Raw genomic sequence first — 22238 nt, 5'->3', positions numbered from 1 at the left:
AATCATGGGTTCCGGGTTCGCGCCTGCGGCACGCCCCGGAATGACAGAGGTTCAGACAAAGGTTCAGGAACATGACCTTCACCCTCGCCGACCTCGAAGCCCGCGTCGCCGAGCGCGCAGGCGCCTCGCCCGATGAATCCTGGACGGCGAAGCTTCTCGCCGCCGGGCCGGAGCGGGCCGCCAGGAAGCTCGGTGAGGAGGCGCTCGAGGCCGTGATCGCCGCCGTGAAGGGCGACCGGGCCGAGCTGATCGCCGAAAGCGCCGACCTCCTCTATCATCTTTTGGTTGTCCTCAGGAGCCGTGATGTTGCATTGCAAGACGTCTTGAGCCAGCTTGAGGCGCGCACGGCCCGCTCCGGACTGGCGGAAAAGGCGGCCCGGCCCGGTTGAGCATCGCGAGAATTCGCCAGGATGACCCTTCCTTGAACCTCGAAACCCGGATTGTGGGCCGCGTCATGGACCAGCCCCCCGTCACCCCGGTCGAACGCGATCTGGTCTCGCCCTATCGCACCTTCTCGCGGGACGAGTGGGCGCATCTGCGCGCCGACCAGCCGCTGACGCTCTCGGTCGACGACCTCGCCAAGCTGCAATCGCTCAACGACCCGATCTCGCTCGACGAGATCGTGGCGATCTACCTGCCGCTGTCGCGGCTGCTCTCGCTCTATGTCGCGGCGACGCAGGGGCTGTTCAAGGCGACGCAGCGCTTCCTGATGGCCGAATCCGAGGCCAAGGTGCCTTATGTCATCGGCGTCGCGGGCTCGGTCGCGGTCGGCAAGTCGACCACGGCGCGCGTGCTGAAGGCCCTGCTCTCGCGCTGGCCGAACACGCCGAAGGTCGAGCTCGTCACCACCGACGGCTTCCTTTTGCCCAATGCCGAGCTCGAGCGGCGCGGGCTGATGCAGCGCAAGGGTTTTCCCGAGAGCTATGACGGCACGGCGATCCTGCGCTTCCTTTCCGACGTCAAGGCCGGCAAGCCGACGGTGTCGGCCCCGGTCTATTCGCACCTCGTCTACGACGTGGTGCCGGGCGGGAGCGTGACGGTCGAGCGGCCGGACATCCTGATCCTGGAAGGGCTCAACGTCCTGCAACCCAGCCGGATGCCGAAGGACGGCACGGTGATCCCCTTCGTCTCCGATTATTTCGATTTCTCGGTCTATCTCGACGCCGACGAGAACGACCTGCACCGCTGGTACGTCAACCGCTTCATGACGCTGCGCCAGACGGCCTTCCGCGACCCGCGCTCCTTCTTCCGCAAATATGCCGAGATCGGCGAGGAGGAGGCGCTCGCCATCGCCGAGACGCTCTGGACCGGCATCAACCTGCCGAACCTCACGGAGAACATCCTGCCGACGCGCCAGCGCGCCAGCCTGATCCTGACCAAGGGCGCGAGCCACCGCATCCAGCAGGTCTCCCTGCGGCGGCTGTGAGGGCGTTGCCGGCCGGCGCGGTAGCGATCCCGATGGAAGCCTTCTCCTCCCTCGTCCTGATGGCGGGCGCGGCCTTCGTCGCGGCGACGCTGCTGCCGGCGCAGTCGGAGGCCGTCTTCCTCGGGCTCGTCGCGGCCGGGAGCGCCGATCCGCTCGCCCTGTTCCTGACCGCGAGCCTGGCGAACACCGCCGGATCGATCGTCAACTGGTGGCTCGGCCGGCTGATCGCGCGCCACGGCGCCGGGCGGCTGCCGGCGCGGCTGCGGCCGGGTCCCGCGCGCTTCGCGCAGGCGCAGGCGCTCTTCGCCCGCTTCGGCTGGCCCGCCCTGCTCTTCGCCTGGCTGCCGCTGGTCGGCGATCCGCTGACCTTCGTCGCAGGCTGGCTGAATTATCCCTTCGCGCGTTTTTCCCTCATCGTCCTCCTCGGCAAGGCCGGGCGCTATGCGGCGCTCTGGGCGGGCTGGGCGAGCCTCGCCTGAGCCTCGGCCCGGCTGGCGCCATGCCGAAAACTTGACCCGGACCCGGCGCATACCATTTGCGAAACCGGCCGGGCCGGGCTACCAGCGACGAAGCCCGTTCGAGGAGATTTGACGATGAGCATCCAGCGTATCCAGCCCGGTCCGCGCATGTCCAAGGCCGTGGTCCACGGCGACACCGTCTATCTGGCCGGGCAGGTCGCGAACAAGACCGCCGGCAAGAGCGTCGGCGAGCAGACCCGGGAGATCCTGGACATCATCGACGGCCTCCTGGCCGAGGCCGGCTCCGACAAGTCGAAGCTCTTGATGGTCAATATCTGGCTTGCCGACATGGCGACCTTCGCCGAGATGAACGCCGTCTGGGACAAGTGGGTCGTCGCCGGCGCGACGCCCGGCCGCGCCACGGTCGAGGCCAGGCTCGCGGGGCCGCAGGTCACGGTCGAGATCGCGGCCATCGCCGCGAAGTAAGCCGAACCGGCAATCCGGGCCGGAGCGGGAGGCTCCCATCAGCCAGTCCGACCAGATCGCTCCGCTCCTGGCACGCGCCGCAGGGCGCTGCGGCGCCCCGCCGGTCGTTCTGGCGGCGATGGTCGCCGATTGGCTGCGCCGCCCCGACGCCGGCTTGCCGGACGAAGCGCTGCTCGACCGCAAGGCGGCCGATTTCCTGGCGCTGGCGCGGCGCCTCACCGCGCCCATGGGCGAGGCGGCGATCCGGCGCTTGCGCGGCGAGGCGGCGAAGGCCATCGCCGCCGGCCGCTTCACCGATGCCGACAAGGCCCTCGCCCAGGCCGAGCTCAGCGCCATCGGCGGCTCCACCGACCTGTCGGCGCTTCCGCTCGAACGCCGGCTGCTGATCGGCGAGAACCGGGCCGACCGGGCGGCGCTCAGCTTCCTGCGCACGACGCCCGAGGCCTATCGCGAAGCCGCCGCCCGCTATGGCGAGGCCTCCGCCCTGATCGGCCTCGCCGATATCGGCCGCAGCCGGCATGTCGCGCACGAACAGGCGAAGGCCCTGCGGCGGATCAGCGAGGATTTCGGTGGCCGCGACGGCTATGACGCCGCCATCGCCAGCTTGCGCCGCCTGCTCGAGGGGCTGGGCAGCCTGGCGGACGCCGTCGCCTTCGCCACGGCCCAGGAGGCGCTCTCCGCCGCGCTCGACGGGCTTGCCGCCCTCGGCGGCGAGGCGAAGCTCAGCCGCGAGGCCCTGAGGCATTGCCGGGCCGGCCTCGAGAATTTGCGCCACGACGAGGCGCCGGCGCTGTGGCGCGCGCTGAAGCTCAGGCGCGGCCGGCTGGCCGTGGCGCTGGGCATCGCCGAGATGGACGAAAGCCTGCTCGAGGAGGCGATCCTGAGCTATGCCGGGGCGCTCGCCCTCTGGCAGCGCAGCGACGACGAGGCCGGCTGGCTCGAGGCCGAGCACATGATCGCGCGGGCGCGCGCCGCTCTCGGCGGGCAGCGCGGCGATCTCGCTTTGCTCGAGCGCGCCTTCAACGGCCTCGACCGCGTCGCCAGGGCGACCGACCGCAGCCGCGACCCGATGCGCTGGGCCGCGCTCCAGGACCAGATGGGCGGCGTCCTCGCCGCGATGGGCGAGCGCTACAGCGAATCCGTGGTGATCGAGGAAGCGATCGCCGCCTTCGCCGCGGCGCTGGAGGAGCACCGCCAGGACCGGGTCCCGCTGCTCTGGGCGCAGACGCTGGCCAATCAGGCCGAGGCCATGCTCCAGCTCGCGCGGCGCAACAAGGATACGCGGCTGACGCAGCAGGCGCTCGGCCAGCTGATGACGGCGACCGAGACGGCGCGCGGCGCGGCCGATGGCGGCGCGGTCGCGGCCGATCTGCAGAAGCGGCTCGCGGCCGCCGGCGCCGCCGTGGCCAAGATGGTCGGCGGCTGAAGGTTCAGCGCGGCCGCCGGGCCGAGAGCCGCTCCAGCGCCGCATCCAGCGTCGCGTCGCGCTTGGCGAAGCAGAAGCGGACGACATTGCGGACCGCGCTTTCAGCATAGAAGGCGCTGACGGGGATCGCGGCGACGCCGGTCTCGGTCACCAGCCGGCGGCAGAAATCGACGTCGTCGCTTTCGCCGAGCGGGGCGATGTCGACGTTGAGGAAATAGGTGCCGGCGCTCGGCAGCACCGAAAAGCCCAAACCCCGCAATCCGGCGGCGAAGCGGTCGCGCGAGCGCTGGAAATCGGCGCGCATGCCGTCGAAATAGCCGTCCTCCTTGCTTAAGCCGTAGGCGACCGCGCTCTGCAGGTTCGGCGGGGTGGTGAAGGTGATGAACTGATGCGCCTTGGCCAGCACGCGCATGATCGCCGGTGCCGCCATCACGAGCCCGACCTTCCAGCCGGTCAGCGAGAAGATCTTGCCGGCCGAGGCGATCTTGACGGTGCGCTCGCGCATGTCGGGCCGCCCGATGACCGAGGCATGGCGGTGCCCGTCGAAGACGACATGCTCCCAGACCTCGTCGCAGACCGCTATGCAATCGTGGCGCACGCAGAAATCGGCGAGCAGGTCGAGATCGGCCCGGCTGAAGATCGTCGCCGTCGGGTTGAGGGGGTTGTTGAACAGCACGACCTTCGTCTTCGGCGAGAAGGCCTTCGCCAGCGCCTCCTCGGTCAGGCCGAAATGCGGCGGGGTCAGCGTCACGAATTTCGGGATGCCGCCGGCGCGCTGCACCAGCGGCAGATAGGCGTCGTACATCGGCTCGAACAGCACGACCTCGTCGCCCGGCGTGACCAGCGCCATCAGCGCGCCGGCGATGGCCTCGGTCGCGCCCGACGTCACCATGATCTCGCTGCCGGGATCGAGGTCGAGGCCCTGCCAGTGCCTGTAATGGGCGGCCGCGGCCTCACGCAGCTCGGGCAGGCCCATCATCGGCGGATACTGGTTCCAGCCGTCGAGCACCGCCTCGGCCGCCTTGCGGCGCACGTCGAGCGGGCCGGGGTCGTCCGGAAACCCCTGCCCGAGATTGACCGCCCCGGTCTCGCGGGCGAGCTGGGACATCACCTCGAAGACGGTGGTGGGAAGCGCGGAAAGGATCGGATTCATCGTGGCCGGCCGGTTCGAGAAGGGCGGGAAGCCCGGCTGTAGCACGCGCCGCCGGCCCGGTCATATTGCGGCGAGTGATGAATATTGACATTCGTCACAAATCAGTATTCATTGGGTTGCAGCCGGCCCCGGCGGACGCCCGTTGCGACTTCGCCCCTTTGGCGCAGCAGGCTGCCGCAGCGGGCCGGCGAACCGTTTGACGGCGCGGTTCCGTCACGGCACGCCTTGCTCTAAGCAGGCGCATGGCCCGCTCCTCCGTTCCCGCGCTCATGATCCTCGGCACCGGCTCCAATGTCGGCAAGTCGCTGATCGTCGCGGGGCTGTGCCGCCTCTTCGCCGATCGCGGCCTGAAGGTGCGTCCGTTCAAGCCGCAGAACATGTCGAACAACGCCGCGGCGACGGGCGCGGGCGAGATCGGCCGGGCGCAGGCGCTGCAGGCGCGCGCCGCCCGCGTCGAGCCCCATCCCGACATGAACCCGGTGCTGCTCAAGCCCGAAGGCGATGAGGGCAGCCAGATCATCCTGCAAGGTCGGGTCGCCGGCCGCCTCGCCTCGCGCGATTTCGCCCGGCGCGGCGATTTCCTGCCGCGGGTCCTCGACAGCTTCGCACGCCTCGGCGAGGGCGCCGACCTCGTCGTCGTCGAGGGCGCGGGATCGCCGGCCGAGACAAACTTACGCGCCCGCGACATCGCCAATCTCGGCTTCGCCCGCGCCGCGGACGTGCCGGCCATGCTGGTCGGCGACATCGACCGCGGCGGCGTGATCGCGAGCCTCGTCGGCACCCATGCGGTGCTCGACGCCGATGACAGGGCGATGATCCGCGCCTTCGCGATCAACCGCTTCCGGGGAAACGTCGAACTCTTCGCGCCCGGCGTCGCCACGATCGCCGCCGCCACAGGCTGGCCCTGCCTCGGCGTCGTGCCCTGGTTTGCCGAGGCCGCGCGCCTGCCGGCCGAGGACGGGCTCGACCTCCGCTCAGGCCGCAAGCCCGGGGCCCGGATCAGGATCGCCGTCCCCGTCCTGCCTGGCATCGCCAATTTCGACGATCTCGATCCGCTGAAGCTCGAGGACGATGTCGATCTCGCCATGATCGGGCCGGGGCGGCCCTTGCCGGGCGATGCCGACCTCGTCGTCCTGCCCGGCTCCAAGACGACGCTGCGCGACCTTTCGGCGCTGCGCCGGGAAGGCTGGGACATCGATATCCTCAGCCATCGCCGCCGGGGCGGCCATGTGCTGGGGCTGTGCGGCGGCTACCAGATGCTCGGCCGGGTGGTGCGCGATCCGCTCGGGCTCGAAGGCCCGGCCGGAGAGGCGCCGGGCCTTGCCCTGCTCGACGTCGAGACCACGCTCGACGCCGAAAAGACGGTGCGCGAGGTCGCTTTCCTCGATTCCCGCAGCGCAGCCGAAGGCCGGGCCTACGAGATCCATCTCGGCCGGACCGAGGGTGCCGATACGATCCGCGCCCCCTTCCGGGTCGAGGGCCGCGCGGAAGGCGCGGCGAGCCCGGATGGGCGCGTCGTCGGCAGCTATCTGCACGGCCTCTTCGGCTGCGATGCAGTGCGCGCCGGCAGGCTTGCCGCCATCGTGGGTCGGCGGGGCGCCTCGGGGCTCGTCTACGAGGAGACGATCGAGCGCACGCTGGACGCGCTCGCCGGCCATCTCGAACGCCATCTCGACACCCAGGCGCTGCTCGCTCTCGCCCGGACGCGGGCTTCCGCAAGGTAATGCATCAGGGATGCCGCCCGCGGCATCCCGGCCTGCTTCTGCGCGACGTTTGATGCATATCAAGGTAAAAGTCTTTATTCACCATAACATTGACGAATGACGAAATTCGTCATAACGACAACCTTGCTTCCATTCGCAACAACCCAGCCGGCGACGCCGTGAGTCATCCCGAACGCGATACCAGGCAGATCATCGTCGATACGGCCGAGCGCTTCTTCCGCGATATCGGCTATCAGAAGACGACCGTGGCGGATATCGCCAAATCCCTGCGGATGAGCCCGGCCAATGTCTACCGTTTCTTCGAGTCCAAGAAGGCCATCAACGAGGCCGTGCTGGAGCGCTACAAGCGCGAGCAGGAGGAGGCGATCGCCGCGATCGCCGCCGAGGACAGGCCCGCCGCCGGCCGGCTTCGCGACATCCTGATGATCTCCCACCGGCTGAACGCCGCGCGCTTTGCCGGCCATGCCCGGATGCAGGAGATGGTCTGCGCCGCGATGGAGGAGAGCTGGGACGCGATCATCGCGCATATCGAGCGCTTCGATGCGGTGCTGCGCCGCGTGGTCGCCGACGGCATCGCGCGCGGCGAGTTCCGGCCGATGGAGCCGGCCGACGCCACCGGCTGCATCCGCACGGCGATGATCCGCTTCATGCACCCGCTCCTGATCACGCAATGCGAGTGCATTCCCGGCCCGACGCCGGAGAAGATGATCGGCTTCGTGCTCGCCGCGCTGGAGGCCCGCCCGCCGCGTTGACAAGCCGCCGAGGGAGCGGGATACCGCGCGGACATGGCCATCCTGCCCAAACAGAATCTCAAGAAGCTCGCCGTCGTCCTGCATGACCTCACGGTCACGGCGCTGGCGATCTGGCTCGTCTTCGTCGTGCGCTTCGAAGGGCCGCAGCTTGCCGAGCATCTGCGCTATCTGCCGCGCTTCCTGCCCTTCTTCGTGGCCTATGCCGGGCTGGTCTACCGGCTGTTCTCGCTCTACCGCTCGAAATGGCGCTTCGCCTCGCTGCCGGACCTGTCCAACATCGTCAAGGCGGTCACGGTCCTGACGGTGACGCTGCTGGTGGTCGACTATGTGCTGGTCGCGCCGAATTTCTACGGCGCCTTCTATTTCGGCAAGATCTCGATCGCGCTCTACTGGCTGGTGCAGGTCTCCCTGCTCGGCGGCCCGCGCATCGCCTATCGCTATTTCAAATATGCCCGCTCGCGCACCAGCGCGGTGCGCGAGGCGAACCTGCCGGCGCTGCTGCTCGGGCGCGGCGTCGAGGTCGAGATGGTGATCCGCGCCATGGAAGCGGGCACGATGCGGCGCCTGCGGCCGGCCGGCATCCTGTCGCCGCGCCAGGACGATCTCGGCCAGTCGATCCGCGGTGTGCCGGTGCTCGGGCTGCTTTCGGATATCGAGCAGATCGCCGACGAGGCGGCCGAGCGCGGCGAAGCCTATCGGCGCATCGTCGCCACGCCCTCGGCCCTGCTGCCGGAGGCGCAGCCGGAGAAATGGCTGGCGCGCACGCGCAGGCTCGCCTTGCCGATCTCGCGCATCGAGGCCCTCGGCGAGGGCGTGCGCGACACCGAGGTCGCCCCGCTCGAGATCGAGGACCTGCTGGTGCGCTCGACCGTCGCGATCGACCGCGACAGGCTGGGCTCCTTCCTGAAGGGCAAGCGCGTCATCGTCACCGGCGGCGGCGGCTCGATCGGCTCCGAGATCTGCCTGCGCTGCGCCGCCTTCGGCGCGGCCGAGCTGCTCGTCGTCGAAAGCTCGGAGCCGGCCCTGTTCCAGATCACCGAGCAGCTTTCCGTGCAGGCGCCGGAGACCGCCGTCACCGGCGTGCTGGCCGATGTGCGCGATCGCGAGCGGATCATGCCGCTGTTTTCCGGCTTCAGGCCCGACATCGTCGTCCATGCGGCGGCGCTCAAGCATGTGCCCTATCTCGAGGCCGACTGGAGCGAGGGCATCAAGACCAACGTCTTCGGCTCGGTCAACGTCACCGACGCGGCGGTTGGCGCCGGCGCCCGGACCTTCGTGCTGATCTCGACCGACAAGGCGATCGAGCCGGTCTCGATGCTCGGCGCCACCAAGCGCTTCGCCGAGATCTACGCCCAGTCGCGCGATGCCGAGCTCGCCGCCGCCGATTCCGGCATCAGGCTCGTCGCCGTGCGCTTCGGCAACGTGCTGGGCTCGGCCGGCTCGGTGGTGCCGAAGTTCAAGGCGCAGATCGCCCGCGGCGGGCCGGTCACGGTGACCAGCCCCGAGATGATCCGCTACTTCATGACGATCCGCGAGGCTTGCGACCTCGTGCTGACCGCCGCCTCCCATGCCCGCGCCGGCGAGACGCAAGCGGAGCGGGCGGCCGTCTACGTGCTCAAGATGGGCCAGCCGATGCGGATCATGGACCTCGCCGAGCGGATGATCCGGCTCGCCGGCTTCGAGCCTGGCGAGGACATCGAGATCGTCCTCTCCGGCGTCAGGCCGGGCGAGCGGCTGAACGAGATCCTGTTCGCCCGCGACGAGCCGATGGCCGAGACCGGCCTCGACGGCGTCATGGCCGCCAAGCCGAGCTTCGCCGGCCGCGCCAGGATCGAGGGCTGGCTTACGCGGCTCGCGGCGGCGGTGAAGGCCAACGACCGGGCGGCGGCCGATGCCGTGCTCGACGAGGCGATCCCCGATTTCAGCCGGCGCGATTCGCGGCGGCCAGACGCGCCAGCGCCGCCTTCGTCTCGACCCGCGGCCGCCAGCCGGCCCTGATGAGCCGCTCAGGCCGGGCGACGAGGCTTCCTGCCAGCTTCAGGAAGGTCTCCTCGCGGCCGGCGAGCCGCGCCAGGGCGCTGAGCCAGCCTTCCGGCACGGGCAGGAGGCCGGGCCTGCGCCCGAGCCCGGCGCGCATCGCCGTGAGCATTCCGGCGACACTGAGCGGCTCGGGATCGGAAACCGCATAGGCCTGCCGGGCCGGGCAGGACGGGGTCAGCGCAAACAGCACGGCCGCCGCGAGGTTCTCCACCGCGAGCAGCGAGCGCGGCGCCGTCAACCCGCCGAAGGGCAAGGGCACGGGCAGCCGCGCGAGCCGGAGCAGCGCCGCCATGTTCGCCTTCACGCCGGGCCCGTAGATCAGCACCGGGCGCAAGGCGACCCAGTCGATATCGAGCGCCGCGAGCCCCTGTTCCGCCGCGAGCTTGGAGCGGCCGTAAGGGTCGCCGGGCGTGGGCTGCATATCCTCCCGCAGGGGCGGGCCGTCGGCGGCGTCGGTCAGCGCCTTGATCGAGGAGAGATAGACGAAACGGCCAATCCCCGCCGCCTCGGCCGCGGCCGCGAGCTCCAGCGTCGCCTGCGTATTGATGCGCCGGTAGAGCGCCTCGTCGAGGCCCGGCCCGGCATGGGCGAGACCGGCCATGTGCACGACATGGTCGACGCCTTCCAGGGCGGCGCGCCAGTCGTTCGCGGCCGCGAGATCGCCGATCGCGACGGCTTCCGCTCCGGCAGGGACGGCTTGCGGCCGGCGCTGGGCGAGGCGGGGACGATAGCCCGCCTCGATCAGCGCCGCGACCACATGCGGGCCGACGAAGCCGCCGGCGCCGGTGACGAGGACGCGTTCGCTAGCCATGCCGGGGGCCTGTCGCGAAACGGCGCAGCAGCAGGCCGGTCATGAGGGCGGCGAGCGCCAGACAGGCGAGCTGGACCCATGGCGCCGGCCAGATCACCGTAATGCCGGCGATCGCCGCGAGCGCGAGGTTGAGCAGGGCGACCCGGCCGACCACCGCGATCACGCTGAAGCCGTTCGCCGTCGCCTGCTGGTAGAAATGCGAGCGATGCGCCTGCCAGACCTTCTCGCCCCGGGCGAGGCGGCGCAGCAGCGTGATCGTCGCGTCAGTGATGTGATAGAGCGGCAGGATCAGCGCGGCGGTGAAAGCGCCGGCTCCCGCGAGGCGGTAGAGCAGATAGGCGGTGACGAGGCCGATCGGCAGCGAGCCGACATCGCCGAGGAAGAGCCGGGCGACCGGCCGGTTGAAAGGCGCAAAGCCGATGAGGCCGCCGCAGAGCGCGGCGGCAAGCCAGCCCGTCACCGGGTCGATCACACCCGCCATGCCGGCGAGCGCCAGCGCCCCCGTCAGCGGCACGATGCCGGCGGCGGTGATCCAGTCGAGCCCGTCCATGAAGTTGACGAGGTTGACGAACCACAGCCCCGCCAGAAGCGCGAGCCCCCGCTCGACCGGAAGCGGCAGCACCTCCGGGAACAGGCGTAAGCCCGGCGCGACGCGCAGCAGCACGAAACCGACGCAGGCCGCCTGCAGGACGAGCCGGAGGCTCGCCGGCAGCGGCCTGATGTCGTCCCAGGCGCCGACGACGGCGAGCCCCGCCGTGGCGAGCGCGAGCGCGAGCACGGCGCGGGCCGCCTCGCCCTCGACCGGGGTGAGCCAGAGCGCGGCGCCGAGCGCGGCGAAGGCGCCGATCAGGACGGCGATGCCGCCGCCCTGCGGCGTCGGAATCTTATGGCTGGAGCGGGCGTTCGGCCGGGCGAGCGCATAGCGCTGGAGCAGCGGGCGCAGGCCCATGCACAGCACCGCCGCCAGAACGGCGGCGGCGATGCAGATCATCACAGGGTGAAGCGGGCTGTCCAAAGTGCCCGCACCATAGTCGAGACGGCGTCGCCTTTGCTACTGCCTGAAACCGATCAGCACGCCATCGGCGCCGAGCTGGAGCTGAAGCCCCTGGCGGCGGGTGGCGAGCCGGAGCGTCACGCCCTTGTCGTTGCGCAGCCAGGTGGTGCCGCGCCCGGCGTTGCCCACGGCCCAGCCTTCCTTGAGCTGGACATAGGCGCCGGGGAAATCGGAGACGCGCCTCAGCCCGTAGACCGTGCCCGAGGCGACCGAGCGCGCGGCGCCGATCGAGCCGATGCCGAGCCCGCCGACCGTGATCGGGTAGGACTTGCCGCGAAAGCGCAGCGTCCCGCCGCCGGCCTCGCCGGAGGCGATGAAGCCGGCCTGGACCTGCTCGAGCCGCACGGTTCCGGTCGCCGGGCCGAGCGAGCGCGATTGCGCCATGGCGGGCGTCGCCAGCATCAGAACGGCGGCGATGGTGGTGGTGGTCTGTTTGATCGTCATCATGTCCTGCTCCTTTCCGCCGGTTCGGCGGCGTGGCGGATCAACCCGCGAGACGCGGATTCGATCCCGCCGCGGAGCGGGTCAGCCGCTCCCCGTCTCCCGGCGCAGGGCGTCGGCGACCTGATCGACGAGGCGGCGCGGATCGGGGTGGCCGTCATATTCGATGACGCCGACATTCAGCGTGTTCTCGAGAAGCGTCTGGCCGTCGATCGAGAAATGGGTCGCCGCATAGCGCTCGACGATGCCGCGGGCGAAGGCCGTCGCCTCCTGGGCATCCGCGCCGACGCGCAGGATCAGGAAGGTTTCCCGGCCCATGCTGAAGACGGAGTCGCTCGATCGCACGGCATTGAGCAGCATCGCGGCCGTCTGCTGGACGAGTGTGTCGGCGCCCGTTTCGCCGAGACGTTCCCGCAGCGCGCGAAACTGCGAGATCTCGAGCATGATCACCGAGAAGGCCCGGCCCGTCCTGCGGCGCAGCGCGACCTCGCGCGAAATCGCGGCGCGCAGGAAGCGCCGGTTCAACAGCCGCGACAGCGGGTCCCGGGCGTTGCCGATGTCGAAGGCATGGCTGAACTGGAGGCTCAGCAGGTTGTTGATCTGCCCGGTGATCTGCCTGATCTCCCTGAGATGGCCGTGGCGGCCGGGGCCGTCCTCGCCATCGCCGAGCTGCCGGACATGGGCGTCGGCCTCCTCGACCAGTCCCGCGATCGCGGCATATTCGCTCGAGCGGCCAAAGAGCAGCTGCGCGCGATGGAAAAACCACAGGCCGAATTCGGAGCGGCTCAGCGGCAGCATGCCGTCGCCGCCATCAGCGCGATGGGCTTCGAGGAAGACGCCTTGAGCCCATTCGGCCAGCGAGGCCTTCTGCTTTTCCCGTTCGGCCCGGAAATCGTCGTCGATCGAAACCTCGCGGAGCGCTTCCTCCGCCCGCAGCGCGCGTTCCAGCCCGCCTATATGGGCGATCGCTATCGCCGCGCTCGCGACGTCGAGGACGCCGGACACATACAGGATCGCCTGCACGAATTCGTCTTGCGACAGCCGCGTGTGCTGGAGGTTGCCGCAGATGCCGCGCTTGAGCGCGCGGGTGACGTGCAGGCTCAGCCACATCGGGATCTGCATGCGCGCATGCAGCGCCCCGACCTCGGACTGGCGCAAGAGGAATAGCGCCGGATCGACGGGCTCCCTGGGAAAGAGTTCGACGAGCCATTGCGACAGGGCGGCGCGAAACTGCCCGGCGTCGATCTCATCGCCGAGCCGGCCCCGCGCGCGCGCGTCTCGCATGAGGTCGCGCCAGAAATCCTCGACCACGCCGCCGCCCAAGCGTTTGGCGGTGAGCGCCACCATCGCGCGGATCGTCGCCGAGGTGTTGCAACCCAAGGTGGTTATTTCAACTTTTAGTTGTAGTAGATCGTCTTCTCCTGAGAAGGTTGTATTCAGCATCTTGCCTCATCCGGCAGAGGAAACAGGCCCCATGAAGTCAAATGGCAGTATATCATATTTACCGGATACCAATATAACTTAGAATGTCGTGTTATCAGATGATTAACTTATTTTAATGCGTTAACGAGTAGCAGCGTAACGAGAGGCCGGGATATAGGAAAAATCCGGCGAGTCGAGCAAAAAATGCCGCAGAAGCAGCCTTCAAATTATGAATATGGAAATGGCGTTAAAAGCAGTTAGCGATTTATTATCATATCTATTAACAAGGATAATCTGTTATTTAACTTCGTTGGAGCTTTCTCCGCTGCGTCACATCGTGCGGGGAACGCAACATGGCTTTCAGCCTCTTCAACCGGGATTCCGCTTCTGCACAGCTCGAGGCGATCCATCGCTCGCAAGCGGTGATCGAGTTCGACACGTCGGGTACGATCCTCGCAGCGAACGGGAATTTCCTCGCGGCGACGGGTTATCAGCTTTCGGAGATCGTCGGCCGCCACCATGCCATCTTCCTGCCCAAGGAGCAGACCGAGACGCCGGACTACAAGGCGTTCTGGACCGCGCTGCGCCAGGGCGAGCCGCAGGAAGGCCAGTTCCTGCGCATCGGCAAGGATGGCGAGCCGGTCTGGCTCCAGGCGATCTACGCGCCCGTGCTGGGACATGGCGGCAAGCCGGTCAAGATCGTGAAGTTCGCGACCGACATCACGGCCCAGAAGGCCGAGATCGCCAATTCGGAAGCCCAGATCGCCGCGATCCGTAAATCGCAGGCGGTGATCGAGTTCGATCTCGACGGCATCGTCCTCGACGCCAACGACAATTTCCTGAATACGCTCGGCTACCGCCTCGAAGAGATCAAGGGCCAGCATCACCGCCTGTTCGTCGCGCGCGAGCAGCATGATTCGGACGAATACAGGCGCTTCTGGGCCAAGCTCGGCCGCGGCGAATATGACGAGGGCCAGTATCTGCGGATCGGCAAGGGCGGCCGCCGGGTCTGGATCCAGGCGACCTACAGCCCGATCCTCGATTCGGCCGGCCGGCCCTACAAGGTCGTCAAGTTCGCCTCCGACATCACCGAGCGCCGCCGCGAGCAGGAAGCGCTGCAGCAGACGGTCGCGGAGACGCAGCAGGTCGTGGCCGCGGCGAAGCAGCGCGACCTCAACCCGCGCATCGGCCTTTCGGACAAGAACGGCGACCTGCGCGATCTCTGCGAAGGCGTGAATGCGCTGATCGAAACGCTCTGCGACGTCGTGACGACGACCGCCGACATCTCCGGCAAGCTCGCCACCGGCTCGTCGGCGATCAACCAGGACAGCCGCAACCTCGCCCAGCGCACCGAGGAGCAGGCCAGCAGCCTGGAGGAGACGGCCGCGACGACCGAGGAGCTCGCAGCCTCCGTCAAGCAGAGCGCGGCGCGGGCGCAGGATGCCACCGAGCTCGGCGATAAGGCCAATGCCGTCGCCAATCGCGGCGGCGACATCGTCACCTCGGCGATCTCGGCGATGGAACGCATCGAGCGGGCCTCCTCCAACATCGCCGAGATCATCAACGTCATCGACACGATCGCCTTCCAGACCAATCTGCTGGCCCTCAACGCTGCGGTCGAGGCGGCGCGCGCCGGCGATGCGGGCCGTGGCTTCGCGGTCGTCGCCTCTGAGGTCAGGGCGCTCGCCCAGCGCTCCAGCGATTCCGCCAACGACATCAAGAAGCTGATCACGGATTCGGCCGAGGAGGTCGCTGCCGGTGTCAAGCTGGTGCAGGAAGCCGGTGCCGCGCTGACCGACATCATGCAGTCGTCCCAGCAGGTCTCGACCGCGCTCGCCGACATCTCGATCGCCTCGCAGGAGCAGGCGAACGGGATCGACGAGGTCGCCAAGGTCGTGGCTCATCTCGACGAGATGACGCAGCAGAACGCCACGATGGTCGAGCAGAGCCAAAGCGTCGCCGGGACGCTCGAGGAATCCGCCAAGCGGCTGCAGGCGCTGGTCACCTCTTTCCAGATCCCGAACGAGCGGCTGGCCGGGCCGGCCGAGGCGGAGCCGGCGCCGACCGCTCCCGCCAGGCTGCAGCGGAAGGTCCTGCGCGCGATGAGCGGCGGCCGCGACGAGTGGTCGGAATTCTGAAAGCGCGCCTTTCCGCCTTCGCCTTAAGCGTTTCAACCGGCGGGCCGCTCCCCACTGCGCGTGGGGTGCGGCGCCGACCGGAGCATCCGAGGACGAGCCGATGAACCAGGACCTCAACCGCTGCATCACCGGGCTGGCCAGCACGCAGATCAGCCTGTTCGGCATTCTGTTCAAGCATCTCGGGGCTCATCTCGGCGACGGGATCAAGCGTGATTTCGCCGCCGAGCTCAGCCGGATTCTCGACGTCTCCGCGCAGAGCGGGGAGCCGATCGAGCCTTGTCAGCGCGTCGTCTTCGAGCAGATCATCGACTGGCTGCAATCCTCCGAGCGTGGCTGGACGCCGGTGGTGATCGAAGGCGCGCGGGCCGCGCCCGCCCCGGCGCAGCACGCCTGACGACGCGGTTGCGATGGCATCCGGACTTCTCGAGGGAAGGTTGGAGCGGGCGATCGGGATCGAACCGACGACATTCAGCTTGGGAAGCTGACGTTCTACCACTGAACTACGCCCGCATGCCCTACGCGCTGGCAAAGCAGCGCGGCAGGCCCGCGTTCATAGCCGGTCCCGGGGCGGGTGTCATCCGGGAATCGCCGCGCTCAGCTCTTGAAGTGCTTGGACAGCTTTAGGGCCTGGCCCTGGTAGTTGGAGGTTCCGATCGCCCCGTAGAGGGCGTCGGGCTCGGCCGCCATCCGCTCGAAGGCGAGGCGTCCGACGACCTGCCCGTCTTCCAGGACGAACGGCACCTCGTGGCTGCGCACCTCGAGCACGCCGCGGCTGCCGGGCATGCCGCCCGCCCCCACGCCGAAGCCCGGATCGAAGAAGCCGGCATAATGCACGCGGAACTCGCCCATGGTCGGGTCGATCGGCGCCATCTCGGCCGCGTATCCCGACGGAATATGCAGCTTCTCCTTCGAGGCCAGGATGTAGAACTGGTGCGGATCGAGGATGAGGCGCTTGTTGGCCTTGGCGGTGATCGGCGTCCAGAAATCGTCGATCGCATAGGCGCCGACGCGGTCGACGTCGATGACGTCGGTGTAGCGCTGGGCCTGGTAGCCGATGGTGTCGCCGGCATGGGCGCCGGCGAGGTGGATGCTGAAGACGAGCCCGTTGCGGATCGTCGCGGGGCCGTCGACGAGCGGCGTTTCGTCGTGAACCTTCTGGAGCTCCTTGTCGCTCAGGCGAAAGCCGGTCGCCTCCTCCTGCATCGAGCCGCGCCGGCGGAAGCGCAGCTGGTTGAGGCGGCTGCCCTTGCGCACCCTGATCGAGAAGCTCGACGGCGAGATCTCGGCATAGAGCTTGCCGGAATAGCCGCCGGGGATCGTGTCGAAAACCTCGCTGCGGTCGGCGATCAGCCGGGTGAAGACGTCGAGGCGGCCGGTCGAGCTCTTCGGATTGGCGAAGGCGGAGATCGTCGCCGGCAGGTCCTCGAGCGATTCCATCAGCTCGACGACATAGACGCAGTTCTTTTCGAGGATCGCGCTGTTTTCCAGCGACATTTCGTCCTGGGTCAGCTCGCCGAGCACCTGCGCGACGCTCTTCTGCGGCCCCGGCAGGAAGCTGGCGCGGACGCGATAGGCCTTGTGGCCGAGACGCAGATCGAGGCTCGCCGGCTGGTACTGGCTCTCGGCGAATTCCCCCGAGATCGAGCGGACCATGCCGCGCTTGACCAGGATGCGGATGTCCTGGCGTGGCAGCACGCCGGCCTTGCCCGCCAGGGAGCCCGTCTCTCCGGCGATCTCGGCCAGCATGTCGGGGGATGTCGCCATCGGATCGGAAACCCTTCCATAGGGGCCGCCAGTTTACAGCGCGGCCGCGGCGGCGTCGCGCCCGCGGGCGCCGGCGCGAAAGTTGTCCACGCCAGAAACGCGGGCGCCGGGCGCTCGCGCCCGTATGCGCGCTTGAGCATCGGCTCGTCTGCGCGCCATAACGGGACATCGAGATCTTGCCGGATGATCGGCCCGACGGCGCATGGAGCCCCGACGATGTATCAGGCCCAGACGCATGGCGTGCGCGTGAGCGCGGCGCCGCGCTTCATGGAGGCGGAATCCTCGCCCGCGCAGGGCCGCTATTTCTGGGCCTATGCGATCGAGATCGTGAATCTCTCGACGCGGACCGTGCAGCTGATGACGCGGCATTGGTTCATCACCGACGGGCGCGGCGAGGTCCATGAGGTGCGCGGCGAGGGCGTCGTCGGCAAGCAGCCGGTGCTGCGGCCGGGCGAGAGCTTCAGCTACACCTCCGGCTGCCCGCTGACGACGCCGGATGGCTCGATGCACGGCTTCTACGCCATGCAGGACGAGAGCGGCGAAATCTTCGATGTCGAGGTGCCGCTCTTCCCGCTCGATTCCCCCTATGTGAAGAAGGTTCTGCATTGACCGCCTCCGCCCAAGCCGGGCAGCGCTTGACGCCGCTCGAGATGCTCGCCCGCCTCGTCGCCTTCGACACGGTGAGCGACAGGTCGAACCTGCCGCTGATCGCTTTCGTCGAGGATTATCTCGCCGGCTGGGGCGTCCCCTCCCGGCGCTTCCCGAACGCTGCCGGCGACAAGGCGGCGCTCTTCGCCACCATCGGCCCGCAGGATCGCGGCGGCATCGTGCTCTCCGGCCATACCGACGTCGTGCCGGTGGCAGGCCAGGCCTGGAGCCGCGATCCCTTCACGCTGCATGTCGCGGAGGGCCGCGCCTATGGCCGCGGCGCCGTCGACATGAAGGGCTTCCTCGCGCTCGCGCTGGCGCTGGTGCCGGATTTCCTGGCAGCGGACCTCCAGACGCCGATCCACCTCTTCCTGTCCTATGACGAGGAGGTCACCTGCCTCGGCGTCGTTGACGGCATCGCCGCGATGGGCAGGACCCTGCCGCGGCCGCGCGCCGTCATCGTCGGCGAACCGACGATGCTCGACATCTGCGACGCGCATAAGGGCGTGCGCACCTTCCACACGGTGGTCAGGGGCGTCGCGGCGCATTCCTCCAAGCCCGAGCGCGGCGCCAGCGCCGTCCATGCCGGAGCGCTGCTCGCAGCCGAGCTCGACCGGATGGCCGAGGAGGCGAGAGCGCGGCCGGACCGGAACGCGCGCTTCGACCCGCCCTACGATACGATCCATGTCGGCACCTTCCATGGCGGCATCGCCCGTAACATTCTGGCCGACCGCGCCGAGATGTCCTGGGAGATCCGCACCCTGCCTGCTTCCGATCCGCAGGCCGGCCCGGCCCGTTTCGCGGCGCTGGCCGACAAGGTCGTGGCCCGCATGCGCAGGACGGCGCCGGGCGCGGCGATCGAGACGGCGATGACCTCGGACGTTCCGGGCCTGGCGCCCGATCCGGGCTCCGAGGCCGAGCGGCTGGCCATGCGGCTTTCGGGCCGCAACCACACCATCGCGGTCGCCTATGCCACCGAGGCCGGGCATTTCCAGCAGGCGGGGCTGCCGACCGTGGTCTGCGGCCCCGGCTCGATCGACCAGGCGCATCAGCCGGACGAATACATCACGCTGGACGAGCTCGCGGCGGGCGAGGCCTTCATGCGCAGGCTGATGGCGGAGTGCCGGGCGGGGTAGAGGCCCGTGCCTACGATCCCGCAAGCCCGTCCTCGACCTCGGCCGGGTCGAAGGAATAGCGCCGCGAGCAGAACTCGCAGGTGACGCCGAGCTTGCCGTCGTCGGCGATCATCGCCCGGCGATCATCCGCAGAGAAGCCCCGCAGCATCGCCAGCACGCGCTCGCGCGAGCAGCTGCAATCCTCGCGCACGCGAACCGGCTCGAAGACGCGGGCGCCGCGCTCGTGGAACAGGCGGTAGAGCAGCCGTTCGCTCTCCAGCGTCGGATCGAGCAATTCGTGGTCCTCGACCGTCTCGACGAGCGAGCGCGCCTCCATCCAGGCGTCGTCGGCGATACCGTCCGGGTCGCCGCCGGCGAGGATCTCGTGGCCCTCGGGCGCGTCGCCGGGGTGGATGTCGGCGGCGCGCAGGCGCTCCGGCGAATGCGGCATGAACTGGACCAGGATGCCGCCGGCGCGCCATTGCGGGCGCCCGCCCGTGCTGAGCGTGCCGACGCCGAGCCGGACCCGCGTCGGGATCTGCTCCGATTGGCGGAAATACTGGTGCGCCGCCTCCTCCAGGCTCTGGCCCTTCAGCGCGACGATGCCCTGGTAGCGGGTCGCGGCCGTGCCCTGGTCGACCGTCATGGCGAGATGGCCCTCTCCCAGGAGCTCACCGGTCGAGACCTTGTCGAGCGCGATCGACTCGACGAGCCTGGCCTCGTCGATCCGGGCGACGGCGCGGAAATTGTCGGGCGCGTTGAAGTCGACCACCATCATCGGGATGGCGCCGTCGCTCTTGGTCTGGAGCTGGAAGCGGCCCTCGAACTTCAGCGCCGTGCCGAGCAGCACGGTGAGCGCCGCAGCCTCCCCCAGCACGCGCGAGACCGGCTCGGGGTAACCATGGCGATCGAGGATCGTGTCGATCGCAGGCCCCAGCCTGACGACGCGGCCGCGCACGTCGAGCTCGGGCACGGCGAAGGGCAGGACCCGGTCGTCGGACCCGGCTGTGTCGGCGGCCATCAGGCCGCCACCGCGCCGAAGCACCACGCCAGGATGCCCTTCTGCGCATGCAGCCGGTTCTCGGCCTCGTCGAACACCGCCGATTGCGGGCCGTCCATCACCGCATCCGTCACCTCCTCGCCGCGCGAGGCCGGCAGGCAGTGCATGAAGATCGCCTCCTTCCCGGTGCGCTCCATCAGCCGGTCGTCGACCTGATAGGGCCGCAGCAGGTTGTGGCGGGTGCCTTCCTCGTCGCCCATCGAGACCCAGCAATCGGTGATGACGCAATCGGCGCCTTCCACCGCCTCCTCGGGCCGGTGGGTCAGCTTGATCCTGGCGCCCTGTTTCTCGGCCCAGGCGATCAGGGCGGGCGGCGGCGAAAGCTCCTCGGGCGTCGCGACGGCAAGCTCGAAATCGAGCCGGCCGGCGGCATGGATCCAGGAGGTCAGCACATTGTTGGTGTCGCCGGTCCAGGCGATGCGCTTGCCCTCGATCGGGCCCTTGCGCTGCTCGAAGGTCATGACGTCGGCCATGACCTGGCAGGGGTGTTGGCGCTTGGTCAGCCCGTTGATCACCGGGACGGTGGCATATCTCGCCATCTCGACCAGCGAAGCATGGTCGAGGATGCGGATCACGATCGCGTCGACATAGCGCGAGAGCACGCGGGCGGTATCGGCGATGGTCTCGCGCTCGCCGAGCTCGATCTCGTGGCCGGTGACCATCATCGGCGAGCCGCCGAGCTCGCGGATGCCGACATCGAAGGAGACGCGCGTGCGTAGCGAAGGCTGCTCGAAGATGGTCGCGACGACCTTGCCCTCGAGCAGCCGGTCTCCGGCGGCGGCGGGCGTGCGGCGTCGCGCCTTGATCTCCTCGCCCGCGCGCAGGATCGCGCGCAGCTCGGTGCCGGAGAAATCGGAAAGATCGAGGAAATGGCGCGTCACGGGCGCTTCCTTCGCGTCGCAGGGTGGAGATCGAGAGGATAAGCTTATTCGGCGGCGGGACGCTTCAGCCCGGCCTCGATGGCGGAAGCCGCCTTGTCGAGGCGTGACACGGCTTCCACGACCTCGGCCTCGCCGATGATCAGCGGCGGCAGGAGGCGCACCACATTGTCCCCGGCGCCGACGACGAGCAGGCCCTGGGCGCGGGCCTCGTCGATGAAGTCCGTGTTCGGCGTGTTGAGCTTGAGGCCGAGCATCAGCCCCTCGCCGCGGATCTCGGCGATGATTTCGGGATGCCGGTCCTTGAGCTCGGCCAGCGACTGCTTCAGCCGAAGCGCGACCTGCCCGACGGTCTCGATGAAGCCCGGCGCCAGCACCACGTCGAGCACGGCGTTGCCGACCGCCATGGCGAGCGGGTTGCCGCCGAAGGTGGTGCCGTGGGTGCCCAGCGTCATCCCCGAGGCCGCCTCCTCGGTCGCCAGGCACGCGCCCATCGGGAAGCCGCCGCCGATGCCCTTGGCGATCGACATGATGTCCGGGGTCACGCCGGACCTCTCATGGGCGAAGAACGCGCCGGTGCGGCCGACGCCGGTCTGGATCTCGTCGAAGATCAGGATGAGCCCGTGCTCGTCGCAAAGCTCGCGCAGGAGCTTGAGGAAGCGGGCCGGCACCACGCGCAGGCCGCCCTCGCCCTGGACCGGCTCGATCATCAGCGCCGCGGTTTCGGGCGTGATCGCGGCGCGCAGCGCCTTTTCGTCGTCGAAGGGCACGTGGTCGAAGCCCTCGACCTTGGGGCCGAAGCCGTCGATGTATTTCTGCTGGCCGCCGGCGGCGATGGTCGCCAGCGTCCGGCCATGGAAGGCGCCTTCGAAGGTGATGATGCGGAAGCGCTCGGGATGGCCCTTCGCGGCGTGGTATTTCCGCGCCATCTTGATGGCGCATTCATTCGCCTCGGCGCCCGAATTGGTGAAGAACACGCGCTCTGCGAAGGTCGCCTCGCAGAGCCTGCGCGCCAGCCGCTCGCCGTCGGGCGCGCCGTAGAGGTTCGAGGTGTGCCAGATCTTGCCGGCCTGGCGCGTCAGCGTCTCGACCAGATGCGGATGGGCATGGCCGAGCGCGTTGACCGCGATGCCGGCGCCGAAATCGAGATAGCGCGTCCCGTCCGTGGCGATCACCCAGGGGCCTTCGCCGCGCTCGAAGGCGACGGGGGCGCGGGCATAGGTCGGCACGAGCACGGACTGGCTGGCGGAAACGGGGGCGGGAGCCATGGGGCGAAGATCCTCGCGAAGGGAGACGGGGTGAGAACGGATGGACGCTGGGTCGGGAACGACGATCCGGGATGAACGCTGCAGGATGCAGGCATGATACGACCCGGCGACGACGTTATCGTCGCACCCGGCCCCTGACCTCTCGTCGCGCCGTCATCCGCATCGCTTTGGCCT

General features: G+C 69.0%; 21 protein-coding genes and 1 tRNA gene. 12 read left to right on the top strand and 10 right to left on the bottom strand.

Annotation, left to right across the window (positions count from 1 at the left end; genetic code table 11):
• Window positions 1-71: 71 nt before the first annotated feature.
• From M9917_RS05300 to M9917_RS05280, 5 genes are all read left to right on the top strand, one after another.
• Entirely contained in the window at window positions 72-389 is a 318-nt protein-coding gene (locus tag M9917_RS05300; protein WP_297251538.1) for a phosphoribosyl-ATP diphosphatase, read from the top strand.
• A 32-nt stretch (window positions 390-421) separates the two neighbouring features.
• Window positions 422-1426 (top strand): type I pantothenate kinase, encoded by a 1005-nt coding sequence (gene coaA / locus M9917_RS05295; RefSeq protein WP_465246325.1) that lies wholly within the window; start codon window positions 422-424, stop codon window positions 1424-1426.
• A gap of 32 nt (window positions 1427-1458) precedes the next feature.
• Window positions 1459-1905 (top strand): YqaA family protein, encoded by a 447-nt coding sequence (locus M9917_RS05290; protein ID WP_297251536.1) that lies wholly within the window; start codon window positions 1459-1461, stop codon window positions 1903-1905.
• A gap of 114 nt (window positions 1906-2019) precedes the next feature.
• The gene (locus M9917_RS05285) at window positions 2020-2370 is read left to right on the top strand and encodes a RidA family protein (protein WP_297251534.1); all 351 of its coding nucleotides are present in this window, start codon (window positions 2020-2022) and stop codon (window positions 2368-2370) included.
• A gap of 118 nt (window positions 2371-2488) precedes the next feature.
• Window positions 2489-3796: a hypothetical protein gene (locus M9917_RS05280; protein WP_297251532.1), complete on the top strand. Its 1308-nt coding sequence runs from the start codon at window positions 2489-2491 to the stop codon at window positions 3794-3796.
• Between the two features lie 4 nt (window positions 3797-3800).
• Here M9917_RS05280 and M9917_RS05275 read toward each other — a convergent pair whose 3' ends face one another.
• Window positions 3801-4949, bottom strand: coding sequence for an aminotransferase (locus M9917_RS05275; RefSeq protein WP_297251530.1), 1149 nt, complete (start codon window positions 4947-4949; stop codon window positions 3801-3803).
• 242 nt (window positions 4950-5191) lie between these two features.
• Here M9917_RS05275 and M9917_RS05270 point away from each other — a divergent pair, with 242 nt between their 5' ends.
• From M9917_RS05270 to M9917_RS05260, 3 genes are all read left to right on the top strand, one after another.
• Complete coding sequence (locus tag M9917_RS05270) at window positions 5192-6673, top strand: cobyric acid synthase (RefSeq protein WP_297251528.1); 1482 nt, start codon at window positions 5192-5194, stop codon at window positions 6671-6673.
• A 158-nt stretch (window positions 6674-6831) separates the two neighbouring features.
• Window positions 6832-7425 carry a TetR/AcrR family transcriptional regulator gene (locus M9917_RS05265; protein WP_297251527.1) on the top strand — a complete coding sequence of 198 codons (594 nt, stop codon included), beginning with the start codon at window positions 6832-6834 and terminating at the stop codon, window positions 7423-7425.
• 42 nt (window positions 7426-7467) lie between these two features.
• Window positions 7468-9423 (top strand): nucleoside-diphosphate sugar epimerase/dehydratase, encoded by a 1956-nt coding sequence (locus M9917_RS05260; protein ID WP_297254713.1) that lies wholly within the window; start codon window positions 7468-7470, stop codon window positions 9421-9423.
• Here the strand turns inward: M9917_RS05260 and M9917_RS05255 are convergent.
• From M9917_RS05255 to M9917_RS05240, 4 genes are all read right to left on the bottom strand, one after another.
• Window positions 9347-10276, bottom strand: coding sequence for an NAD-dependent epimerase/dehydratase family protein (locus M9917_RS05255; RefSeq protein WP_297251525.1), 930 nt, complete (start codon window positions 10274-10276; stop codon window positions 9347-9349). The two genes, M9917_RS05260 and M9917_RS05255, sit on opposite strands and share 77 nt — an antisense overlap.
• Window positions 10269-11267, bottom strand: coding sequence for an MraY family glycosyltransferase (locus tag M9917_RS05250; RefSeq protein WP_297254711.1), 999 nt, complete (start codon window positions 11265-11267; stop codon window positions 10269-10271). The genes M9917_RS05255 and M9917_RS05250 overlap by 8 nt, the downstream gene beginning before the upstream one ends.
• 60 nt (window positions 11268-11327) lie before the next feature.
• Window positions 11328-11777 carry a hypothetical protein gene (locus M9917_RS05245; protein ID WP_297251523.1) on the bottom strand — a complete coding sequence of 150 codons (450 nt, stop codon included), beginning with the start codon at window positions 11775-11777 and terminating at the stop codon, window positions 11328-11330.
• A 78-nt stretch (window positions 11778-11855) separates the two neighbouring features.
• Window positions 11856-13214 carry a GGDEF domain-containing protein gene (locus tag M9917_RS05240; RefSeq protein ID WP_297251520.1) on the bottom strand — a complete coding sequence of 453 codons (1359 nt, stop codon included), beginning with the start codon at window positions 13212-13214 and terminating at the stop codon, window positions 11856-11858.
• A gap of 332 nt (window positions 13215-13546) precedes the next feature.
• On the opposite strand from M9917_RS05240, the gene M9917_RS05235 reads away from it, so the two are divergent.
• Window positions 13547-15331 carry a methyl-accepting chemotaxis protein gene (locus M9917_RS05235; protein WP_297251519.1) on the top strand — a complete coding sequence of 595 codons (1785 nt, stop codon included), beginning with the start codon at window positions 13547-13549 and terminating at the stop codon, window positions 15329-15331.
• Between the two features lie 100 nt (window positions 15332-15431).
• A complete protein-coding gene (locus M9917_RS05230; protein ID WP_297251517.1) occupies window positions 15432-15725 on the top strand; it encodes a hypothetical protein in 294 nt (97 codons plus the stop codon).
• A gap of 41 nt (window positions 15726-15766) precedes the next feature.
• Here M9917_RS05230 and M9917_RS05225 read toward each other — a convergent pair.
• Window positions 15767-15841 (bottom strand) — tRNA-Gly (locus tag M9917_RS05225).
• Window positions 15842-15925: 84 nt separating this feature from the next.
• Window positions 15926-17095 carry a 2'-deoxycytidine 5'-triphosphate deaminase gene (locus M9917_RS05220; RefSeq protein WP_297251515.1) on the bottom strand — a complete coding sequence of 390 codons (1170 nt, stop codon included), beginning with the start codon at window positions 17093-17095 and terminating at the stop codon, window positions 15926-15928.
• 216 nt (window positions 17096-17311) lie between these two features.
• Here M9917_RS05220 and apaG point away from each other — a divergent pair, with 216 nt between their 5' ends.
• Together apaG and argE are read left to right on the top strand one after the other, a co-directional pair.
• Window positions 17312-17704, top strand: a complete 393-nt coding sequence (gene apaG / locus M9917_RS05215; RefSeq protein WP_297251513.1) for a Co2+/Mg2+ efflux protein ApaG — start codon at window positions 17312-17314, stop codon at window positions 17702-17704.
• Window positions 17701-18879 (top strand): acetylornithine deacetylase, encoded by a 1179-nt coding sequence (gene argE, locus M9917_RS05210; RefSeq protein ID WP_297251511.1) that lies wholly within the window; start codon window positions 17701-17703, stop codon window positions 18877-18879. Before apaG ends, argE begins: the two co-directional genes overlap by 4 nt.
• Before the next feature lie 10 nt (window positions 18880-18889).
• On the opposite strand, the gene M9917_RS05205 is transcribed toward argE, so the two are convergent.
• From M9917_RS05205 to M9917_RS05195, 3 genes are read right to left on the bottom strand one after another with little or no spacing between them, the layout of a single operon-like run.
• Window positions 18890-19879, bottom strand: coding sequence for an Hsp33 family molecular chaperone (locus tag M9917_RS05205; RefSeq protein ID WP_297251509.1), 990 nt, complete (start codon window positions 19877-19879; stop codon window positions 18890-18892).
• Window positions 19879-20799: an ornithine carbamoyltransferase gene (gene argF, locus M9917_RS05200; protein ID WP_297251507.1), complete on the bottom strand. Its 921-nt coding sequence runs from the start codon at window positions 20797-20799 to the stop codon at window positions 19879-19881. The genes M9917_RS05205 and argF overlap by 1 nt, the downstream gene beginning before the upstream one ends.
• Window positions 20800-20843: 44 nt before the next feature.
• Window positions 20844-22064, bottom strand: a complete 1221-nt coding sequence (locus tag M9917_RS05195) for an aspartate aminotransferase family protein (RefSeq protein WP_297251505.1) — start codon at window positions 22062-22064, stop codon at window positions 20844-20846.
• Window positions 22065-22238 lie beyond the last annotated feature (174 nt).

This window comes from Bosea sp. (in: a-proteobacteria), from assembly GCF_023953965.1.
In the GTDB taxonomy this organism is placed as follows: Bacteria; Pseudomonadota; Alphaproteobacteria; order Rhizobiales; family Beijerinckiaceae; genus Allobosea.
This window is presented reverse-complemented; position numbering and strand designations above follow the sequence as displayed.

Bases quoted from the DNA above. Each gene is read 5' to 3' on its own strand.
- apaG (WP_297251513.1), top strand. From the start codon at position 17,312: ATGTATCAGGCCCAGACGCATGGCGTGCGCGTGAGCGCGGCGCCGCGC.
- M9917_RS05255 (WP_297251525.1), bottom strand. From the start codon at position 10,276: ATGGCTAGCGAACGCGTCCTCGTCACCGGCGCCGGCGGCTTCGTCGGC.
- M9917_RS05220 (WP_297251515.1), bottom strand. From the start codon at position 17,095: ATGGCGACATCCCCCGACATGCTGGCCGAGATCGCCGGAGAGACGGGC.
- M9917_RS05250 (WP_297254711.1), bottom strand. From the start codon at position 11,267: ATGATCTGCATCGCCGCCGCCGTTCTGGCGGCGGTGCTGTGCATGGGC.
- M9917_RS05290 (WP_297251536.1), top strand. From the start codon at position 1,459: ATGGAAGCCTTCTCCTCCCTCGTCCTGATGGCGGGCGCGGCCTTCGTC.
- M9917_RS05195 (WP_297251505.1), bottom strand. From the start codon at position 22,064: ATGGCTCCCGCCCCCGTTTCCGCCAGCCAGTCCGTGCTCGTGCCGACC.
- M9917_RS05280 (WP_297251532.1), top strand. From the start codon at position 2,489: ATGGTCGCCGATTGGCTGCGCCGCCCCGACGCCGGCTTGCCGGACGAA.
- M9917_RS05205 (WP_297251509.1), bottom strand. From the start codon at position 19,879: ATGGCCGCCGACACAGCCGGGTCCGACGACCGGGTCCTGCCCTTCGCC.
- M9917_RS05245 (WP_297251523.1), bottom strand. From the start codon at position 11,777: ATGATGACGATCAAACAGACCACCACCACCATCGCCGCCGTTCTGATG.
- M9917_RS05240 (WP_297251520.1), bottom strand. From the start codon at position 13,214: ATGCTGAATACAACCTTCTCAGGAGAAGACGATCTACTACAACTAAAA.
- M9917_RS05300 (WP_297251538.1), top strand. From the start codon at position 72: ATGACCTTCACCCTCGCCGACCTCGAAGCCCGCGTCGCCGAGCGCGCA.
- M9917_RS05235 (WP_297251519.1), top strand. From the start codon at position 13,547: ATGGCTTTCAGCCTCTTCAACCGGGATTCCGCTTCTGCACAGCTCGAG.
- M9917_RS05285 (WP_297251534.1), top strand. From the start codon at position 2,020: ATGAGCATCCAGCGTATCCAGCCCGGTCCGCGCATGTCCAAGGCCGTG.
- M9917_RS05270 (WP_297251528.1), top strand. From the start codon at position 5,192: ATGGCCCGCTCCTCCGTTCCCGCGCTCATGATCCTCGGCACCGGCTCC.
- M9917_RS05230 (WP_297251517.1), top strand. From the start codon at position 15,432: ATGAACCAGGACCTCAACCGCTGCATCACCGGGCTGGCCAGCACGCAG.
- M9917_RS05275 (WP_297251530.1), bottom strand. From the start codon at position 4,949: ATGAATCCGATCCTTTCCGCGCTTCCCACCACCGTCTTCGAGGTGATG.